Origin of the sequence: Streptomyces sp. NPDC047061 (assembly GCF_040643955.1) — a bacterium.
GTDB lineage: Bacteria > Actinomycetota > Actinomycetes > Streptomycetales > Streptomycetaceae > Streptomyces.
Genome location: NZ_JBEYVI010000017.1, coordinates 147,457 through 162,816, shown reverse-complemented (window position 1 = coordinate 162,816; position 15,360 = coordinate 147,457). Strand labels below are relative to the sequence as shown.

Below are 15,360 nucleotides of genomic sequence, written 5' to 3'. Positions count from 1 at the left end.
GCATGGGGTTCCTGGACATCCTGCTGGGCCGTACGAAGCCGGTCGCACCCGATCTCGACCAGTTGTTCGCCCTGCCGTCGGCGGCGGTGACGCTGGAGGCGGCGGCCGGGTTCCGGCCCACGGGCGGGGGCGCGGTGTGCTTCGCCACCGTGGAGGGCGCGGCCTTCGAGCAGACCCACCGGGAGATCCAGGCACTCCTCGACGCGGACACGGACCGCGGCGGGGACCCGGTGGAGCTGCACCAGGACGACTACGGCTACTCCTGGCTGGTCTCGCAGCGCCCCTCCGACCAGCTTCCGCAGCTGGTCAACGACCTGCACGCGGTGAACAGCTCGATGGAGGTCAACGGCTTCGGCCCGCAGCTGCTCTGCTCCCTGGCCGCCTTCGAGGACGAGCGCGGGCGCCGGCTCGCGCTCGTGTACCTCTACAAGCGGGGCACCTTCTACCCCTTCGCACCGCTGCCCGGATCCGGTGAACGGCGGGACATCGCGCTGGAGTTGCAGGTGAAGGCGGTCCTCGCGAGCGACCTGCGGATCGAGCAGGACCTCAGCCGCTGGTTCCCGGTCTGGGGCGCCCCGGGCCTCTGAACGGCCGGGGCACCCGCTGCCCGTTACCTCTGCTCCCCTTGTTTCCCCTTACTTCCCCTTGTCGTTCTGCTGGCGCCGGGACTCCAGGGGGCGCTCGCGGCGGTAGCGGCGCTCCCACTTGGCCTGCTGGTCACGGCGGTCGCGGTACGTCTTGTAGTCGTTGGCCATGCCCCCTCCCCCGCCGGACGAACCGCCCGACGAGGAGGCCGACGACGAACCCCGCCCGTACTGGACGTACAGGAAGAGCAGGGCGACGGCGGCGAGCCACCAGTTGTGGTTGCCGAATCCGAGGATGACCAGGACGACGGTTCCGGATAGGACGATGGTGCCCATGACGGGCCTCCGTGGCGTGGGTGTGTGAGCGGTCGACGGATCCGACGGCACGCGGGGGACGGGCGGCCGTCCGTCGGTGCGCGGCAGTGTAGTCCCGTGTTCCGGGGGCGCGGCCCGCCCTTCGGAAAGCGGTGGTGGACCACTCCGCAACGCTTCTCCAGCGTAGGGAGCCGGTCACTCGGCGTGCATCCCGTTTTCGCGCGTGCACGCGTGGGCGCACCCGTGGGTGAATGTGCCGCATGGTCCAACTCACCGAATTCACCCACGACCACGACGGCGAACGGCTCAGCGGGGTCCGCACCTGGGCCGCGGGCGGTCCGGACGGCAGCGGCGGACCGGTCGCCGTCCTGCTGCACGGCGCCGGCACCGGCACCGAGCGGCGACTGCGCCCGCTGCTCGCGGAGTTCACCGCCCACGGTCGCCCCGCCCTGGCCTTCGACTTCTCGGGCCACGGCGAAAGCACCGGCGCACTCGCGGAGTTGAGCCTGCGCCGCCGCTACGAGCAGGCGACGGCGGTGATCGACACCCAGGTGGAGCCGGAACGCCCGCTGATCCTGGTGGGCTTCAGCATGAGCGGCCAGACGGTCGCGGATCTCGTACGGCACTACGGCGACCGCGCCTCGGCGATCGGCCTCTGCTCCCCCGCGGTCTACACCCCGGAGTCCTGGGACGTCCCCTTCGGCGACGGCACCCGCCGCTTCACCGAGCTCATCCGCACCCCGGACGCCTGGCGCGCCTCGTCCGCCCTGGCGGCGCTGCGCTCCTACGCGGGCCGGGCGGTGCTCGCGGTGCCGGGCACGGACGCGGTGATCCCGCCGCAGGTCACGGCGGCCGTCCAGGACGCCCTGCGCACCCGCTCCCGCTACACCCGCTTCGAACTCCCGGACGCGGAGCACCGGCTCGGCCTCTGGTTCCGCGAACACCCGGACGAATGGCGGGAGTTCGTCACGATGCTGCTCCAGCAGCAGGGCTGAACCGGCCCGGCGGGCTCAGATCCCCGGCGCCGCCGTCAGGACGCCCGCCGTCACGGCCGCGCCGAGGCCGGCGTGGTCGGTGGCGGTCTGGTCGGCGTAGGCGAGGGCGAAGTCGGTGACCGCCCGGTCGAAGGTGTCGGTGCCGCCCAGGTAGGCGGCGATGGCGATGCGGTCACCGGACCGGGCGTGGGCGCGCGCCAGGGTCGTACCGCACAGCGTGGCGTAGCCGCGCAGGCTCTTCGGGTCCATCGCGGCGACCTCGGCGGCGCCCTTCATGTCGCGCAGCTGACGCCAGTAGAAGGCGCGGCCCTGGGGGCCGGTCATCCAGCCGAGGAAGATGTCCCCGGCGGCCTGGAGCAGCCGCTGCCCGGCGACGACCCGGTGGCCGTGGTGGACGTATGACCCGTTCGGCAGATGCTGCTCCAGTACGGACGTCCGGGCCTCCTTGATCTGCAGGAACAGCGGGTCGTCGGCGTCCCGGCCGGCCAGCAGGACGATGAAGCAGCGGGTGCCGACGCTGCCGACGCCGACGACCTTGCGGGCCGCGTCGACGAAACGGTAGCGGTCGAGGAGGAGCCGGCGCTCCTCGGTCAGGGTGGAGCGGTAGTCGCTGAAGGTCTTGCGCAGGGAGGCCATGTCGGAGGCGCCGGCGGGTTCGAGGAGCGGCGGGTCCTTGATGATGCGGCGCCGTCCGCCGGTGGTCTCGGTGAGCCGGCCGAGCGCGTGCAGACTGGTGCGGCGCCGGGCCCGGGTGAGGGTGTCCTCGATCCGGCGCCGGCGGCGCGCGGAGCCGGCCAGGGCCAGCAGGCCTTCGGTGTCGACCCGTTCGTACCAGACGGCGAGTTCCCCGAGCCCAGCCAGCCGCCGCATGGCGGTCCGGTACGCGGCCACGGCCGCCCGGGCGGCGGCGCGGGCCTCCGGATCGCCGTGCCCGTTCTCGCGGGCGGCGACGGCGACGGACGCGGCGAGCCGTTTGACGTCCCACTCGAAGGGCCCGGGGAACGTCTCGTCGAAGTCGTTCAGGTCGAAGAGCAGGGACCGCTCCGGGGAGGCGTAGAGCCCGAAGTTCAGCAGATGCGCGTCTCCGCAGAGCTGCACGGTGAGCCCGGTGTGCGGCTGGGCGGACAGGTCGGCGGCCATCACGGCGGCCGCGCCGCGCAGGAAGGCGAAGGGCGAGGCGGCCATCCTCCCGTACCGGATGGGCAGCAGTTCGGGCAGCCGGTCGCGGCCCTGCCGCTCCAGTACGGCGACGGGGTCGGGGCGGTCGACGGGGGGCAGCCAGAAGGCGTGGGCCGAGCGGAGGGCCCGCTTGCGGGCGGCCCTGCCGCGGGCGGCACGGTCGGCGGGTGTGGTCATACGGCGCTCCCCTCGGTCGGCTGCTCCCTCCTTGACCTGCTGATCGCAGTGAAAGGGAGATGCCGGGTCCGGCGCATGCCGAGCCCGGCGAACAGGTGATTGTCAGTGGCGTCGGGCAGGATGCGGTCAGGAGTCCACGGGGAGGTCGGCATGAACGACGGGCGGCGGCACATCGGGGTGGCGGAACGGCGCGCCCGGCTGGCGGAGCGCCACCTGCTGGCGGGCCCGGCACGGGCGACGGCGCCGGAGGAGGTCGCCGAGGCGCTGATGGCGCTGCACGGCTCGGATCCGGCGACTGTGCACCTGGCGGTGGGGGCGCGGCTGGCCGAGGCGGCGAAGACCGTGCCGGCGACGGAGCGGGCCCTGTACGAGGACCGCACCCTGGTGCGGATGCACGGCATGCGGCACACGGTGTTCGTCTTCCCGGCGGAGCTCACGGCGGTCGTGCACGCCTCGACGGGCCTCACGGTCGCCGCCCGCGAGCGGGCCGGCCTGCTGAAGGACATGGCGCGGGCCGGTGCCCCGGACGCGGCCTGGCTCGCGGAGGTCGAGTCCGCGGCGCTGGCCGAGCTGGCCCGGCTCGGCCAGGCGACGGCGACGGAACTGGCGGCCGCCGAGCCGCGCCTGCGCGAGCAGTTCACGTACGCCGCGGGCAAGAGCTACGAGGGCGTCCACACCGTCTCCACGCGCCTGTTGAGGGTCCTGGGCGTGGAGGGCAAGGTGGTGCGGGGCCGCCCGCTGGGCTCCTGGACGTCCAGCCAGTTCCGCTGGGCACCGGCGCCGGACCACCCGGAGCTGGACCCGGCCGAGGCCCAGGCCGTCCTGCTGAACCGCTGGCTGCACACCTCGGGCCCGGCCACGGAGGCGGACCTCAAGTGGTGGACGGGGTGGCGGGTGACGGAGGTCCGCCGCGCGCTGACCGCGATCGGAGCGCAGCCGGTGACGCTGGACGAGGGCGACACGGGGTACGTGACGGCCGGGGACCTGCCGCCGGTCGCCGAACCGTCCCGGCCCTGGGCGGCCCTCCTCCCCGCCCTCGACCCGACGGCCATGGCATGGCAGCAGCGGGACTGGTACCTGCCGCCGGAGCTCCGGCCGCTGCTCTTCGACAGAAGCGGCAACGTGGGGCCGACGGTGTGGTGGAACGGGCTGGTGGTGGGCGGCTGGGCGCAGCGCCGGGACGGCGAGATCGTCTGGCGGATCCTCGATCCCGGCATCCGGAGAGAGGCCGAGCAGGCGATCGCGACGGAGGCGGAGCGGCTGCGCGGCTGGGTGGGCACGGCGAAGGTCACACCGCGGTTCCGGACACCGGTGGAACGGGAGCTGAGCGGCTGAGAGCCGGCGGGGGGCGGAGGCCGGGGGGGTGGGGACGCTTACCGGCGCTGGCAGGGTGCCTCCCCCAGCCTTCGGCCGGGGGGACCCCCAGCGCCCACCCGTGCCGCCCTGCGGCACGCCTGCCCGCAGCTGAGTCGTGCCCCGTAAGGGGCGCGGGGAACTGCGCGATCAGCCCCCACCGGCCCGCAGCCGAAACACAAGGGCGCCGGGCGCCGCCGCAAAACACACGGCACCCGGCGCCACCGGCTCACCGCGAATATCGCATCAGCGCCCGCACCATGTGGCACGTCGTGTCGGACGGCGGGTGGATGCCGATGCTCTCCGCCGTGCTCCGTATCGTCTCGTTGCGCGCCTGGTTGGGCAGGTAGACGCCGGAGTCGAGCAGGGCGATGGCGAGGCGCATGGCCTTCAGGCGGCGGTTGTGTGTGACATACCACTCGCGTGGCCGCCCGGCCGGCAGCGGGCGCTTCTCCGCCGGCGCGTACGGCGAGTCGAGCAGGACCGCTCGCTTCGCGGTGGACTGGGTCGGCAGGGACTTCGGCTTCGGCTTCAGTGCGGCAGCGGGCACAGGCATCCTCCTGTCGCGGTCGGGACGCCTCCGGACTCCCCGGCGCCCCTCTCGAACACTGCTACCAGTGTACCGGCCGGGACTGACAATGAGACAGTCCGTAAAGGCGCCGAACTGCCAGGTGGAGAAGGGTTTTTCAGGTGGGGCGCGATGTGCGTGAGGGGTTCCCACGACACTCCCCTAAATTCGAACAGAGCGCTCCTCGGCAGCGGTCCGCGTACCGTTCCCCGCATGGAGATCTGGATCAACCCCGCCTGCTCGAAGTGCCGCACCGCGATCGGTCTGCTCGACGCCGAGGGGGCCGACTACACCGTCCGCCGCTACCTGGAGGACGTACCGACCGAGGACGAGATCAGGGCCGTACTGGAACGGCTCGGGCTCGAACCGTGGGACGTCACCCGCACCCAGGAGGCGGTCGCCAAGGAGCTGGGGCTGAAGGAGTGGGCGCGGGACGCGAGCGCGCGCGACCGGTGGATCACGGCCCTCGCCGAGCACCCCCGGCTCATCCAGCGGCCGATCATCACCGCCGACGACGGCACGGCGGTCGTCGCCCGTACCGACGAGGCCGTACAGGAAGCGCTGGCCAGGAGCAAGAGCTGAGCAGCGCTCAACTGCAGTGTGACGCAGGTTACTTCAGTGACTCTGTAACCGCTGAGTAACAGCGTTCGGTATCTCGTACCTACCGGCGTACGTTCCCCCACCCCCTCTGAGGAGGCGCGCATGTCGCGTAGGAGAACTCTCGGCGCCAAGAAGACCGTCGCACTGCTGGTCGGCGCCGCAGCCGTGGCCGGCGGCGGGGCCTTCGTCCTGGCGTCCACCTCGAACGCCGCGCAGAGCCCGCAGAACGCGAAGACGCTGTCGTCGGCCGCGGACTCGACCGTCTGCTCGGGGCTGGCCACGGCCCTCGGCAACAACCAGAAGTTCATCGCCGACCAGAAAGCGAACCCGGACGCGCAGTCGTCGGCCCGGATCGCCAACCGCGAGGCGGTCATCGCGCAGATCAAGGTCCAGCAGAAGGCGTCCGGTTGCGTCGTTGGGGAGTCGGCTCAGGGCTCCCAGGCGGCGAGCGGGACGCAGACGGGCCAGACCGGGCAGACCGCCACGGCGGCGCCCTCGAAGAGCGCGGCCACCGGCAACACGGGCAACACCGGGGGCACCGCCGCCTCCGGGCAGCAGGTCTGCAAGGGCTCGACCGTCACACTCTCCGGCGAGGCCGGCACGCCGGCCGCCTCCAGCAACCAGTTCCCGGCGGGAACCACGCTGAAGGTCACCAACCTGGACAACAACAAGTCCACGACGGTGAAGGTCACGTCGGTCTCCGGCAGTTGCGTGCTGCTCAACAACGCGGCCTTCGAACAGGTCCGGGAACCCGGCAAGTTCCTGATCCGCCGCGCGCTGATCGAGAAGGTCGGCTGACCGACACCACGGGTCGAGGCTCGGCCGCCGGCTTTCACGGAGGGAAAGCCGGCGGCCGCCGCGAAGAGGCCTGCCGCGAAGGGGTCGGCACGGAGTCCGAATTGGGCTCCGTACCCCGCCCACCCGGCTCCCACAACGTGAGTCGCGCCACAGAACCACCAGGTAACACCGGGTTCACATTCGAGCAATGATCGGGAAATCGCCTGTTGACAGGCTGCCGGGCAACACCGAGGCGCCCCAGTGCCGTAGCGCCACTGCACCCGCAAGTGCGCCCGACCCACCCCGAAGGATGTGGCCCGTGACCTTCAAGGCTGAGTACATCTGGATCGACGGCACCGAGCCGACGGCCAAGCTGCGTTCGAAGACGAAGATCATAGCGGGCGCCCCCGCCGGTCTGGACGCGCTGCCGATCTGGGGCTTCGACGGGTCGTCCACGAACCAGGCCGAGGGGCACTCCTCGGACCGTGTGCTGAAGCCGGTCTTCACCTGCCCGGACCCGATCCGCGGCGGCGACGACGTCCTCGTCCTGTGCGAGGTCCTGGAAATCGACATGACCCCGCACTCCTCCAACACGCGCGCCGCGCTGACCGAGGTCGCGGAGAAGTTCGCCTCCCAGGAGCCGATCTTCGGCATCGAGCAGGAGTACACCTTCTTCGACGGCTCCCGTCCGCTGGGCTTCCCCGAGGGCGGCTTCCCGGCGCCCCAGGGCGGCTACTACTGCGGTGTCGGCGCCGACGAGATCTTCGGCCGCGAGATCGTCGAGGCCCACCTGGAGAACTGCCTGAAGGCGGGTCTCGCGATCTCCGGCATCAACGCCGAGGTCATGCCCGGCCAGTGGGAGTTCCAGGTCGGCCCGGTCTCCCCGCTGGAGGTCTCCGACCACCTGTGGGTGGCCCGCTGGCTGCTCTACCGCACCGCCGAGGACTTCGGCGTCTCCGCCACCCTCGACCCCAAGCCGGTCAAGGGCGACTGGAACGGCGCCGGCGCGCACACCAACTTCTCCACCAAGGCGATGCGCGAGGGCTACGACGCGATCATCACCGCCTGCGAGTCGCTCGGCGAGGGCTCCAAGCCGCTCGACCACGTCAAGAACTACGGCGCCGGCATCGACGACCGCCTGACCGGTCTGCACGAGACCGCCCCGTGGAACGAGTACTCCTACGGCGTCTCCAACCGCGGTGCCTCGGTCCGTATCCCGTGGCAGGTCGAGAAGGACGGCAAGGGCTACATCGAGGACCGCCGTCCGAACGCCAACGTCGACCCGTACGTCGTGACGCGGCTGATCGTCGACACCTGCTGCTCCGCGCTGGAGAAGGCCGACCAGGTCTGATCCGCCGGCAGCCTTCCGAAGGGGCGTCCACCGTGCGCGGTGGGCGCCCCTTCGGCATGGGCTCCCCCGCCGCCGCCACGTCAATGTCATGCCAAGGAAGCGTCCAAGCAGTGAGAGGAGGGTCCTGTTTCCCGGCTGTGTCTGCTTCAATGGGCGCATGGCCAGCTTCCAGAAGTGCAGCGCGACGGGTCGCCAGGACCTTGAGCCGTTCTGGCCTTCCCGTCAGCACCATGACTTCGACCGGGTGTGTTGCCGCGCGATGAACGCGCGGGCCCTCTAAAGCCGTACACCCCGGCCTTCGGCCAGCGCGGAACGCAGTACGTCCCCGGCGCGCCCGACCACGAATCGCGGCCGTCGCTCCGACCGACTGACTCCTCGCGCGAAAGAGCTGACGTCTCATGGCGACCACTCGTTCTCTCTCCCCCGCCTCCGCCCTCACCTCCTCCTCGCCCGGCCGGCACCGGCTGCGTGCCGTCGACCGGGACGAGGTCGTGGACATGGCGGACCTGCTGCCGCCGGGCGCCACCTGGCTGCCCGCCCCGCAGCACACCCTGCCCACCCTGCCGGGCCAGCCGCCGATGATCGGCTACCTGGTGCTGGTCCCGGCGGACCAGCAGCCGCCCTTCCTGCCGGTCGCGGTGCCCGACCCGCAGGAGCCGGCCGCGACCGGCGCCCGGCCGCTCGTCACCGTCGACACCGTGGAGCGCACCGCCCAGGTCGACGGGCGTGAACTCGACCTCACCTACCTGGAGTTCGAGCTGCTCGCCCATCTGGTGGCGCATCCGGGCCGGGTGCACACCCGCGACCAGCTCGTCACCACGGTCTGGGGCTACGGCCACGTCGGCGACGGCCGCACGGTCGACGTCCATGTCGCCCGGCTGCGCCGCAAGCTCGGCGCGGAGCACCGCCGGGCGATCCAGACGGTCCGCCGGGTGGGATACAAGTACACCCCGCCGACGGGCCGCTGACGGGCGCGCCCCGGACGGTATACGTACCTGTCGAGCGGCTCGGTGCATGAGCTGCGGGCCGGTGCGGGCGGCGCCGCGGTCGGCGCACGGCCGGTCGCGGTACCTCCGGCGGGGTGTATCCAGCACCACCCCCTGACATGGGGCTTCGGGCCAGTGACCCGCATCCGGGAGGTTCGGGAGACTGGTCGCATGACGACGAACACAGACAGCAGGGGCTTCCGTGCCAGGGCCCGGGAGACCCTGCTCGCCGCCGTGCGGGGGCTGGTGCTGGCGCTGGTGATCCTGCCGGTCTCGGTGCTCTGCTTCACGCTGGTCGCGGTCTCGGTGGCGCTGATCCCGATCGGGGTCGGGATCGTCACCACCCCGTGGATCCTCGGCGGCGTGCGGGACGTGGCGGACGTGCGGCGGCGGCTCGCGTACGAGTGGTGCGGGGTGCGGATCCGGTCGGCGTACCGGACGGTCCCGGCGGGCGCCAACCCCTGGGCCAGGACCTTCGGGATGCTGGGCGACCCGCAGGTCCGGCGGGACGTGCTGTGGCTGTTCGTCGACATGACGGCCGGGTTCGTGACCGCGCTGCTGCCGGCGGTGCTCGTCTTCTATCCGTTCGAGGGGTTCGCGCTGGCGGCGGGGCTGTGGCGGACCATGACCGGCGGGCCCTACGGGAAGTACGGACCGTACTGGTACGGCTTCGTGCCGGTCAGCGGGCAGGCCACCGCGTTCGGCGCCGCCGCGCTCGGCGCCGTCGTCCTCGTCGTCGCCTTCCGTTACGCCCCCACCGCGCTGACCGCCCACTTCCGGCTCACCCGCGCCTTCCTCGACCCCGGGAAGGGCGAACTCGTGGAGCGGGTACGGGTGTTGACGGAGACCCGGAAGGACGCGGTGGACGTGTCGGCCGCCGAGCTGCGCCGGATCGAGCGGGACCTGCACGACGGGGCGCAGGCGCGGCTGGTGGCCATGGGGATGGATCTCGGGACGATCGAGATGCTGCTGGACAAGGATCCGGAGAGGGCCAGGCAGCTGCTCGCGCAGACCCGGCAGGCGTCCGTGGAGGCGCTGGGCGAGCTGCGGGACCTGGTCCGGGGCATCCATCCGCCGGTGCTGGCCGAGCGCGGGCTCGGGGACGCCGTACGGGCGCTGGCGCTGCGGCTGCCGGTGCCGACGGAGGTGGCGGTGGAGCTGCCGGGGCGGGCGGACGCGCCGGTGGAGTCGGCGGCGTACTTCGCGGTGAGCGAGGTGCTGACCAACGCGGTCAAGCACTCCGGCGCCGACCGGATCTGGGTGGACCTGCACCACGTGCCGGAGGGCGGCGGCATGCTGCGGATCTCGGTCACCGACCACGGCAGGGGCGGCGCGGTGGTCGGCGCCGGGTCGGGGCTGGCCGGGGTGGAGCGGCGGCTGGGTACATTCGACGGCGTCCTGGCCGTCAGCAGCCCCGTCGGCGGTCCCACCATGGTCACCATGGAGATCCCGTGCGCGTTGTCCTAGCCGAAGACCTGTTCCTGCTGCGCGACGGACTGGTCCGGCTGCTGGAGGCCCATGGCTTCGAGATCGCGGCCGCGGTCGAGTCCGGGCCCGAACTCGCCCGTGCGCTGGCCGAGTCGGAGCCGGACGTGGCCGTGGTCGACGTGCGGCTGCCGCCCACGCACACCGACGAGGGGCTGCAGTGCGCGCTGGAGGCGCGGCGCAAACGGCCCGGACTGCCGGTGCTGGTGCTCTCCCAGCACGTGGAGCAGCTGTACGCGCGGGAGCTGCTGGCCGACGGCAGCGGCGGGGTGGGCTATCTGCTGAAGGACCGGGTGTTCGACGCGGAGCAGTTCGTGGACGCCGTACGGCGGGTCGCGGCGGGCGGTACGGCCATGGACCCGCAGGTGATCCAGCAGCTGCTGTCCCGGCGGGCCGACGACCGGCCCCTGGGGGGCTTGACACCGCGGGAGCTGGAGGTCCTGGAGCTGATGGCACAGGGCAGGTCGAACGCGGCGATCGCCGGGCAGCTCGTCGTCACGGAACGGGCCATTGCCAAGCACACCTCCAACATCTTCACCAAACTGGGACTTGAGGTGTCGGACGATGACAACCGGCGCGTCCTGGCGGTACTCGCGTATCTTGACCGCGACCGCTAATTTTCCAGAAACCCCGCTGCTCAAACGGCAGTTGTGCCCCAAGTGCGTAACAAATCTCTGATGAATTTGTGAGACGCCTGAACACCTCTGAGACGGGGTGCGTATGAGAGGACGCCGCTTCACTCCTGTCGGGCGCCTCGATGCCGCCCCGCAAGGAAGGTCTGAGGAGTTCCATGGGACGCAACATACGCAAACGCCGCTCGCCGCTGACCGTCAAGGTCATAGCCGCATCGGCGGCTGTAGCACTCGGCGGGGGCGGGCTGCTCTATGCGCAGATGAACGCTTCGGCTCACGAGTCGAACAACTCGGCGCAGAACTACACGAAGGCCGCCTCCGCGACGGTGGCGACCATCTCCTGCCCGGACGTCGGCCAGAAACTGACGAGCGTGCCGGACAAGGCCAAGCAGGGGGTGGCGACGGAGCTGGCGAACCTCGACAAGCAGATCACCGAGGCCTACTCCCGGCTCGCCTCCACCCGTCAGGCGCAGGCGAACGACGCCAACTTCGTGCAGAACGCGATCACCGGCCCCCTGAAGGAGAAGCGGGCGGCCACGATCGACCGGATCCGCATCGACATCACGCGGGTCGGCGGCCAGTTCGACAGCTCGCTGGCGCAGCTCGCCGCGTGCACGACGCAGGCCGCCAACCAGACCACCGCCGGGCAGGGCAACAACAACGGCGGCCAGAACAACAACGGCGGCCAGAACAACAACGGGAACAACGGCCAGGCCAGCGCCAGTGCCGCCCCGAGTGCCAGCGCCAGCACCCCGGTCGACGTCGGCGCCGGCGGACAGGCCGGCAACGGCCCGTCCGCGGCCGACTTCGTGGACATCACGAAGGTCGCACCGAACGTCCAGGGCAAGCCGGCGAAGACGGGCCAGGCCTCGACCGGTACCTTCACCACCCGTTGTGGCACGAACCAGAACAAGAACCACAACACCGACAACGTCATCGTGGCGCCCGGCGTGACCAACGGCGCGCACCACGAGCACGACTACGTCGGCAACCAGAAGGTCAACGCGTTCTCGACGAACGACTCGCTGCTGGCCGCCCCCTCCAGCTGCCAGAACCAGAGCGACCTCTCGTCGTACTACTGGCCGGTCGTGCGTGAGCAGGACGGCTCGCAGGAGTTCGACGCGAACGCGGACGGCGGTGGCAAGGAAGGCAACGTCGGCAAGATCATCACGCCGGTCCAGGCGCAGATCAAGTACGTCGGCAGCGCGGCCAGCAAGGTCGTCGCGATGCCCCAGTTCCTGCGCATCATCACCGGTGACGCCAAGACCACGACCAACGGTCTGGCCAACGCCAACGCGCACTGGAGCTGCACCGGCTTCGAGAACAAGGTCCAGCTGACCGAGCAGTACCCGATCTGCCCGCAGGGCAGCCAGGTGGTGCGGACGTTCGCCTTCCAGAGCTGCTGGGACGGCACGAACATCGACAGCGCCAACCACCGTACGCACGTGGCCTTCGCCGACCCGGCGAGCGGTGTCTGCGGGAACGGCTTCAAGGCGATCCCGCAGCTGACCATGCGCCTGGTGTACAACCTGGCCCAGCCGAGCATCGTGAACGGCCAGGTCAAGAACGCCTACGCCGTGGACGGCTTCCCGGAGCAGCTGCACAAGGCAGCCACCGACCACGACGACTTCATCAGCGTCACCAAGAACAACCTGGCGGCGAAGATCGCCAACTGCATCAACACCGGCAAGAAGTGCCAGTAGCACTAGCCGGCCGGTGACCCGGTAACACGGAGCGGGCGGTGGGAATCTCCCACCGCCCGCTTTCGTATGTCCGTCCCGCGGACCTCGGTCCCGCGAACCTCGAGTGGTGCGTCAGCTGGTGTGCTTGCTGTGGTCGGTGCCGATCTCCTCCTCGCCGCCCAGCGTGGTCTGCAGCGACTTGACCAGCTTGTCGGTGCCGACGGCGACCCACTTGCGGCCGACGAGGTAGAAACCGCCGTAGTCCTTGGCGTCGTTGATCCACTCGCGCTGGCCGCGGTCGGTGGCGAAGGTGGCGAAGACGAACTTGCCGGCGGGGACCTTGCAGATCGCCTGGCGGACCTCGTCGGAGTCGATCTGCATGTCGGGGGTGCACTTCACCTTGGCGGCGAGGCTCTCCAGGCTGCCGGTCGCGGTGACCGGGATCTTGGCGGCCGCGTCGCTGTCTCCGGATCCACAGCCCGCCAGCGCCAGTACGGCCACGGCGCCGGCCACGGCGAGCATCGGTCGGGTCAACCTCATCTGTTCCTCCGGTCGCATTGCCGGCCCCGGGTGCCTTCAGGGGGCCCGTCCCCTTCGATACGGCTGCGGGCCGCGAACCACTCACATCGGCTCACATCGTGCGGACACCGCAGTGTCACCCGTGTGGCGGTGACCAACCAACGGGTCGCTCGTTCTTCAGGACGTGCAGTCACAGGATGTAGCCCCGCGTCACGCAGCCTCCGCCGGAGCCCCGCATCCGGCCGTCGATGTCGAGCAGGCCGAGGCCGCGCTCGTCGAGCACTACCCCCGGCTGGTCCGGCTCGCCTACCTGGTGCTGCCGCCGGGGCTCGCGCGCGGCCGCCGCGTCCTGACCGCGCACTCCCTGGTCCAGCGGGCCCTGCCCCGGGGCCGCAGGCAGGTCCCGGTGATCCCGGCCCAGGCGAACGGGCGGCAGACCGACCCCGGCTACTCGCTGGTCCGGCTCGCGGTGGTGCGTACGGCACTGGAGGCGGGCCGGCCGCTCCGGCTCACCGCGTGGCCCACACGCGCCCAGCTGCCGGCGCTGCTCCCCCAGGTGTGGGGCCTGAGACTCTTCCCGCGTTCCGGGGGCGCCGACGAACTCGCCCTGGACCAGCGGCTCGCCGGCCTCTCCGGCCCGGCCCGCGCCGCCTACGCGCTGCGCGGTCTCGAACAGCTCCCCGACGGCGACGTCCGCAGGATCCTGCGGGCGGTCGGCGTCGAGCACCCGGAGGGCGCGCTCGCCGAGGCCAACGGCGTCCCGGCCGAGTACCCGCTGCTCGACTCCCCCGAGTTCGACCCCTGTTCCCTGCAGGCCCGGCCCACCGACCTGATGCGCCGCCGCCAGCACACCAAGGCCGCGCTCGCCGCCGCGGCCGCCCTCGCGGTGTGCGGGGCGCTGGTCGCGCTGCCGGGCGGCGGCTGGGGCGCCGACGGCGCGGCCGCCCCCGTGTACGCGCAGAACCCGGCCGCCCAGGCCGCCCTGGACCCGGCCCGGCTGACCGAGGTCGCGGCCACCGCCTGGCAGACCGCCGCGCGCACCGACTTCTCGGTCTGGCCGGCCCGCGGCACCCTCACCGGCGACACCGCGCTGCTGCACCGCGCCCTCGCCGTCTGGGCCCGCCCCGGCGACACCGTCCGCGTCTCGGCGACCCCCGGCACCCAGACCGGCGGCCCGGCAGGACCGCCGCAGCTGCTGTACGCGGGCGTGGTCGACAGTGCCCGGGTGGTGGTCTTCTACGACGGTCTGCGCATCGCCCGCTACGCCGAACCGAGGGACGGCACGGAGGGCGCCGCCCTGGACTTCGCCCGGGTCGACGGCGCGACCGGCGCGGAGGCGAGCGCCCTGGTCCTGGGCCGCGCCGACGGCAACGTCCGCTATCTGACCGCCCCCTGGGTGACCAAGGCGGCCGAGCGGGACCTGATGAAGCCGACCGCGGGGGCGATGGACCTCGCGCTGGCCGACGGGGTGACCGGGCCGCTGGCCAGCTCCGCGCTGCAGCAGGGGGCGTGCACGTCGTGGAACGTGCTCCAGCTGACCGACGCGCAGGGGGTGCACCTCGCCACCGACCTGGGCGAACTGGTGCCGGCCCGGCTCACCGCGGGGCGGCCCGGGGACACCGGCGAGGCCTCGGGCTCGGCAGCGCTGCGCGACTGGGCGCCGTTCGCCTGCTCGCTGGCCGCGGAGCGGTCGGCCGGGGTGCGCAACGTCAACGCGTGGGCGTTCGCCGAGCAGCAGCTGCCGGAGTCCGCCGGCACCGGGGCGTGGGTGTGTACGCGGGCCGAGACCTGGCGGGGCGGCGGGGCCGTGTCGCTGGCGCAGTTCCGGACGCCGGGCAGCCAGTACGGGGCGGTCGCGGCCAAGGGCGCCGATGTGACGGCCTGCGGCCCGCGCGACCCGCACGTGCTGGCCGGGGTGTTGTGGAAGTCCGGGGGCGGCCAGTGGTACCTGCTGGCCGCGGGCAGCCGCGACACCGCGTCGATCCGGGCGACCGGCGGGGTCACGGCGTCGGCGCAGGGGACGCAGCTGGTGGCCAGGGCGAAGCAGGGGGCGCAGGCCGAGCTGGAAGGGACGCTGGAGGATGGCGGCGAGATCAGCGGTCTGCGGTGAGCATGGCACCGCGGTCTTGCTGACGCTCACGTAAATAAGGTGCACCG

At 72.0% G+C, this 15,360-nt stretch carries 15 protein-coding genes; 11 read left to right on the top strand and 4 right to left on the bottom strand.

Annotated features, from left to right (window positions below; genetic code table 11):
• Positions 1–2 precede the first annotated feature (2 nt).
• Positions 3–587 carry a hypothetical protein gene (locus ABZ887_RS24660; protein ID WP_361292988.1) on the top strand — a complete coding sequence of 195 codons (585 nt, stop codon included), beginning with the start codon at positions 3–5 and terminating at the stop codon, positions 585–587.
• A 48-nt stretch (positions 588–635) separates the two neighbouring features.
• Here the strand turns inward: ABZ887_RS24660 and ABZ887_RS24655 are convergent, their stop codons facing one another.
• Entirely contained in the window at positions 636–920 is a 285-nt protein-coding gene (locus ABZ887_RS24655; protein WP_361292920.1) for a hypothetical protein, read from the bottom strand.
• 239 nt (positions 921–1,159) lie between these two features.
• On the opposite strand from ABZ887_RS24655, the gene ABZ887_RS24650 reads away from it, so the two are divergent.
• Entirely contained in the window at positions 1,160–1,894 is a 735-nt protein-coding gene (locus ABZ887_RS24650) for an alpha/beta fold hydrolase (RefSeq protein ID WP_361292918.1), read from the top strand.
• A gap of 15 nt (positions 1,895–1,909) precedes the next feature.
• Here the strand turns inward: ABZ887_RS24650 and ABZ887_RS24645 are convergent, their stop codons facing one another.
• Entirely contained in the window at positions 1,910–3,250 is a 1,341-nt protein-coding gene (locus ABZ887_RS24645) for a DUF2252 domain-containing protein (protein WP_361292916.1), read from the bottom strand.
• A gap of 150 nt (positions 3,251–3,400) precedes the next feature.
• Here ABZ887_RS24645 and ABZ887_RS24640 point away from each other — a divergent pair, with 150 nt between their 5' ends.
• Positions 3,401–4,585, top strand: coding sequence for a winged helix DNA-binding domain-containing protein (locus ABZ887_RS24640; protein ID WP_361292914.1), 1,185 nt, complete (start codon positions 3,401–3,403; stop codon positions 4,583–4,585).
• 247 nt (positions 4,586–4,832) lie between these two features.
• Here the strand turns inward: ABZ887_RS24640 and ABZ887_RS24635 are convergent, their stop codons facing one another.
• Positions 4,833–5,153, bottom strand: a complete 321-nt coding sequence (locus tag ABZ887_RS24635; RefSeq protein WP_089101213.1) for a hypothetical protein — start codon at positions 5,151–5,153, stop codon at positions 4,833–4,835.
• 231 nt (positions 5,154–5,384) lie between these two features.
• Between ABZ887_RS24635 and ABZ887_RS24630 the strand changes: the two genes are divergently transcribed.
• The 7 genes from ABZ887_RS24630 to ABZ887_RS24600 all read left to right on the top strand — a co-directional run bounded on the left by ABZ887_RS24630 (position 5,385) and on the right by ABZ887_RS24600 (position 12,705).
• A complete protein-coding gene (locus ABZ887_RS24630) occupies positions 5,385–5,753 on the top strand; it encodes an arsenate reductase family protein (RefSeq protein ID WP_361292912.1) in 369 nt (122 codons plus the stop codon).
• 120 nt (positions 5,754–5,873) lie between these two features.
• Positions 5,874–6,569 (top strand): hypothetical protein, encoded by a 696-nt coding sequence (locus tag ABZ887_RS24625; RefSeq protein WP_361292910.1) that lies wholly within the window; start codon positions 5,874–5,876, stop codon positions 6,567–6,569.
• Positions 6,570–6,867: 298 nt separating this feature from the next.
• Entirely contained in the window at positions 6,868–7,899 is a 1,032-nt protein-coding gene (gene glnII / locus ABZ887_RS24620) for a glutamine synthetase (protein ID WP_361292908.1), read from the top strand.
• Positions 7,900–8,297: 398 nt separating this feature from the next.
• Positions 8,298–8,867 carry a winged helix-turn-helix domain-containing protein gene (locus ABZ887_RS24615; RefSeq protein ID WP_361292906.1) on the top strand — a complete coding sequence of 190 codons (570 nt, stop codon included), beginning with the start codon at positions 8,298–8,300 and terminating at the stop codon, positions 8,865–8,867.
• A gap of 189 nt (positions 8,868–9,056) precedes the next feature.
• Positions 9,057–10,352, top strand: coding sequence for a sensor domain-containing protein (locus tag ABZ887_RS24610; RefSeq protein ID WP_361292904.1), 1,296 nt, complete (start codon positions 9,057–9,059; stop codon positions 10,350–10,352).
• Complete coding sequence (locus tag ABZ887_RS24605; RefSeq protein ID WP_361292902.1) at positions 10,337–10,987, top strand: response regulator transcription factor; 651 nt, start codon at positions 10,337–10,339, stop codon at positions 10,985–10,987. The genes ABZ887_RS24610 and ABZ887_RS24605 overlap by 16 nt, the downstream gene beginning before the upstream one ends.
• A gap of 173 nt (positions 10,988–11,160) precedes the next feature.
• On the top strand, positions 11,161–12,705 hold the full coding sequence (locus ABZ887_RS24600; RefSeq protein WP_361292900.1) for a DUF1996 domain-containing protein: 1,545 nt from the start codon (positions 11,161–11,163) through the stop codon (positions 12,703–12,705).
• A gap of 111 nt (positions 12,706–12,816) precedes the next feature.
• On the opposite strand, the gene ABZ887_RS24595 is transcribed toward ABZ887_RS24600, so the two are convergent.
• Positions 12,817–13,224 carry a hypothetical protein gene (locus ABZ887_RS24595; protein WP_361292898.1) on the bottom strand — a complete coding sequence of 136 codons (408 nt, stop codon included), beginning with the start codon at positions 13,222–13,224 and terminating at the stop codon, positions 12,817–12,819.
• Between the two features lie 163 nt (positions 13,225–13,387).
• Here ABZ887_RS24595 and ABZ887_RS24590 point away from each other — a divergent pair, with 163 nt between their 5' ends.
• Positions 13,388–15,313, top strand: coding sequence for a hypothetical protein (locus ABZ887_RS24590; protein WP_361292896.1), 1,926 nt, complete (start codon positions 13,388–13,390; stop codon positions 15,311–15,313).
• Positions 15,314–15,360 lie beyond the last annotated feature (47 nt).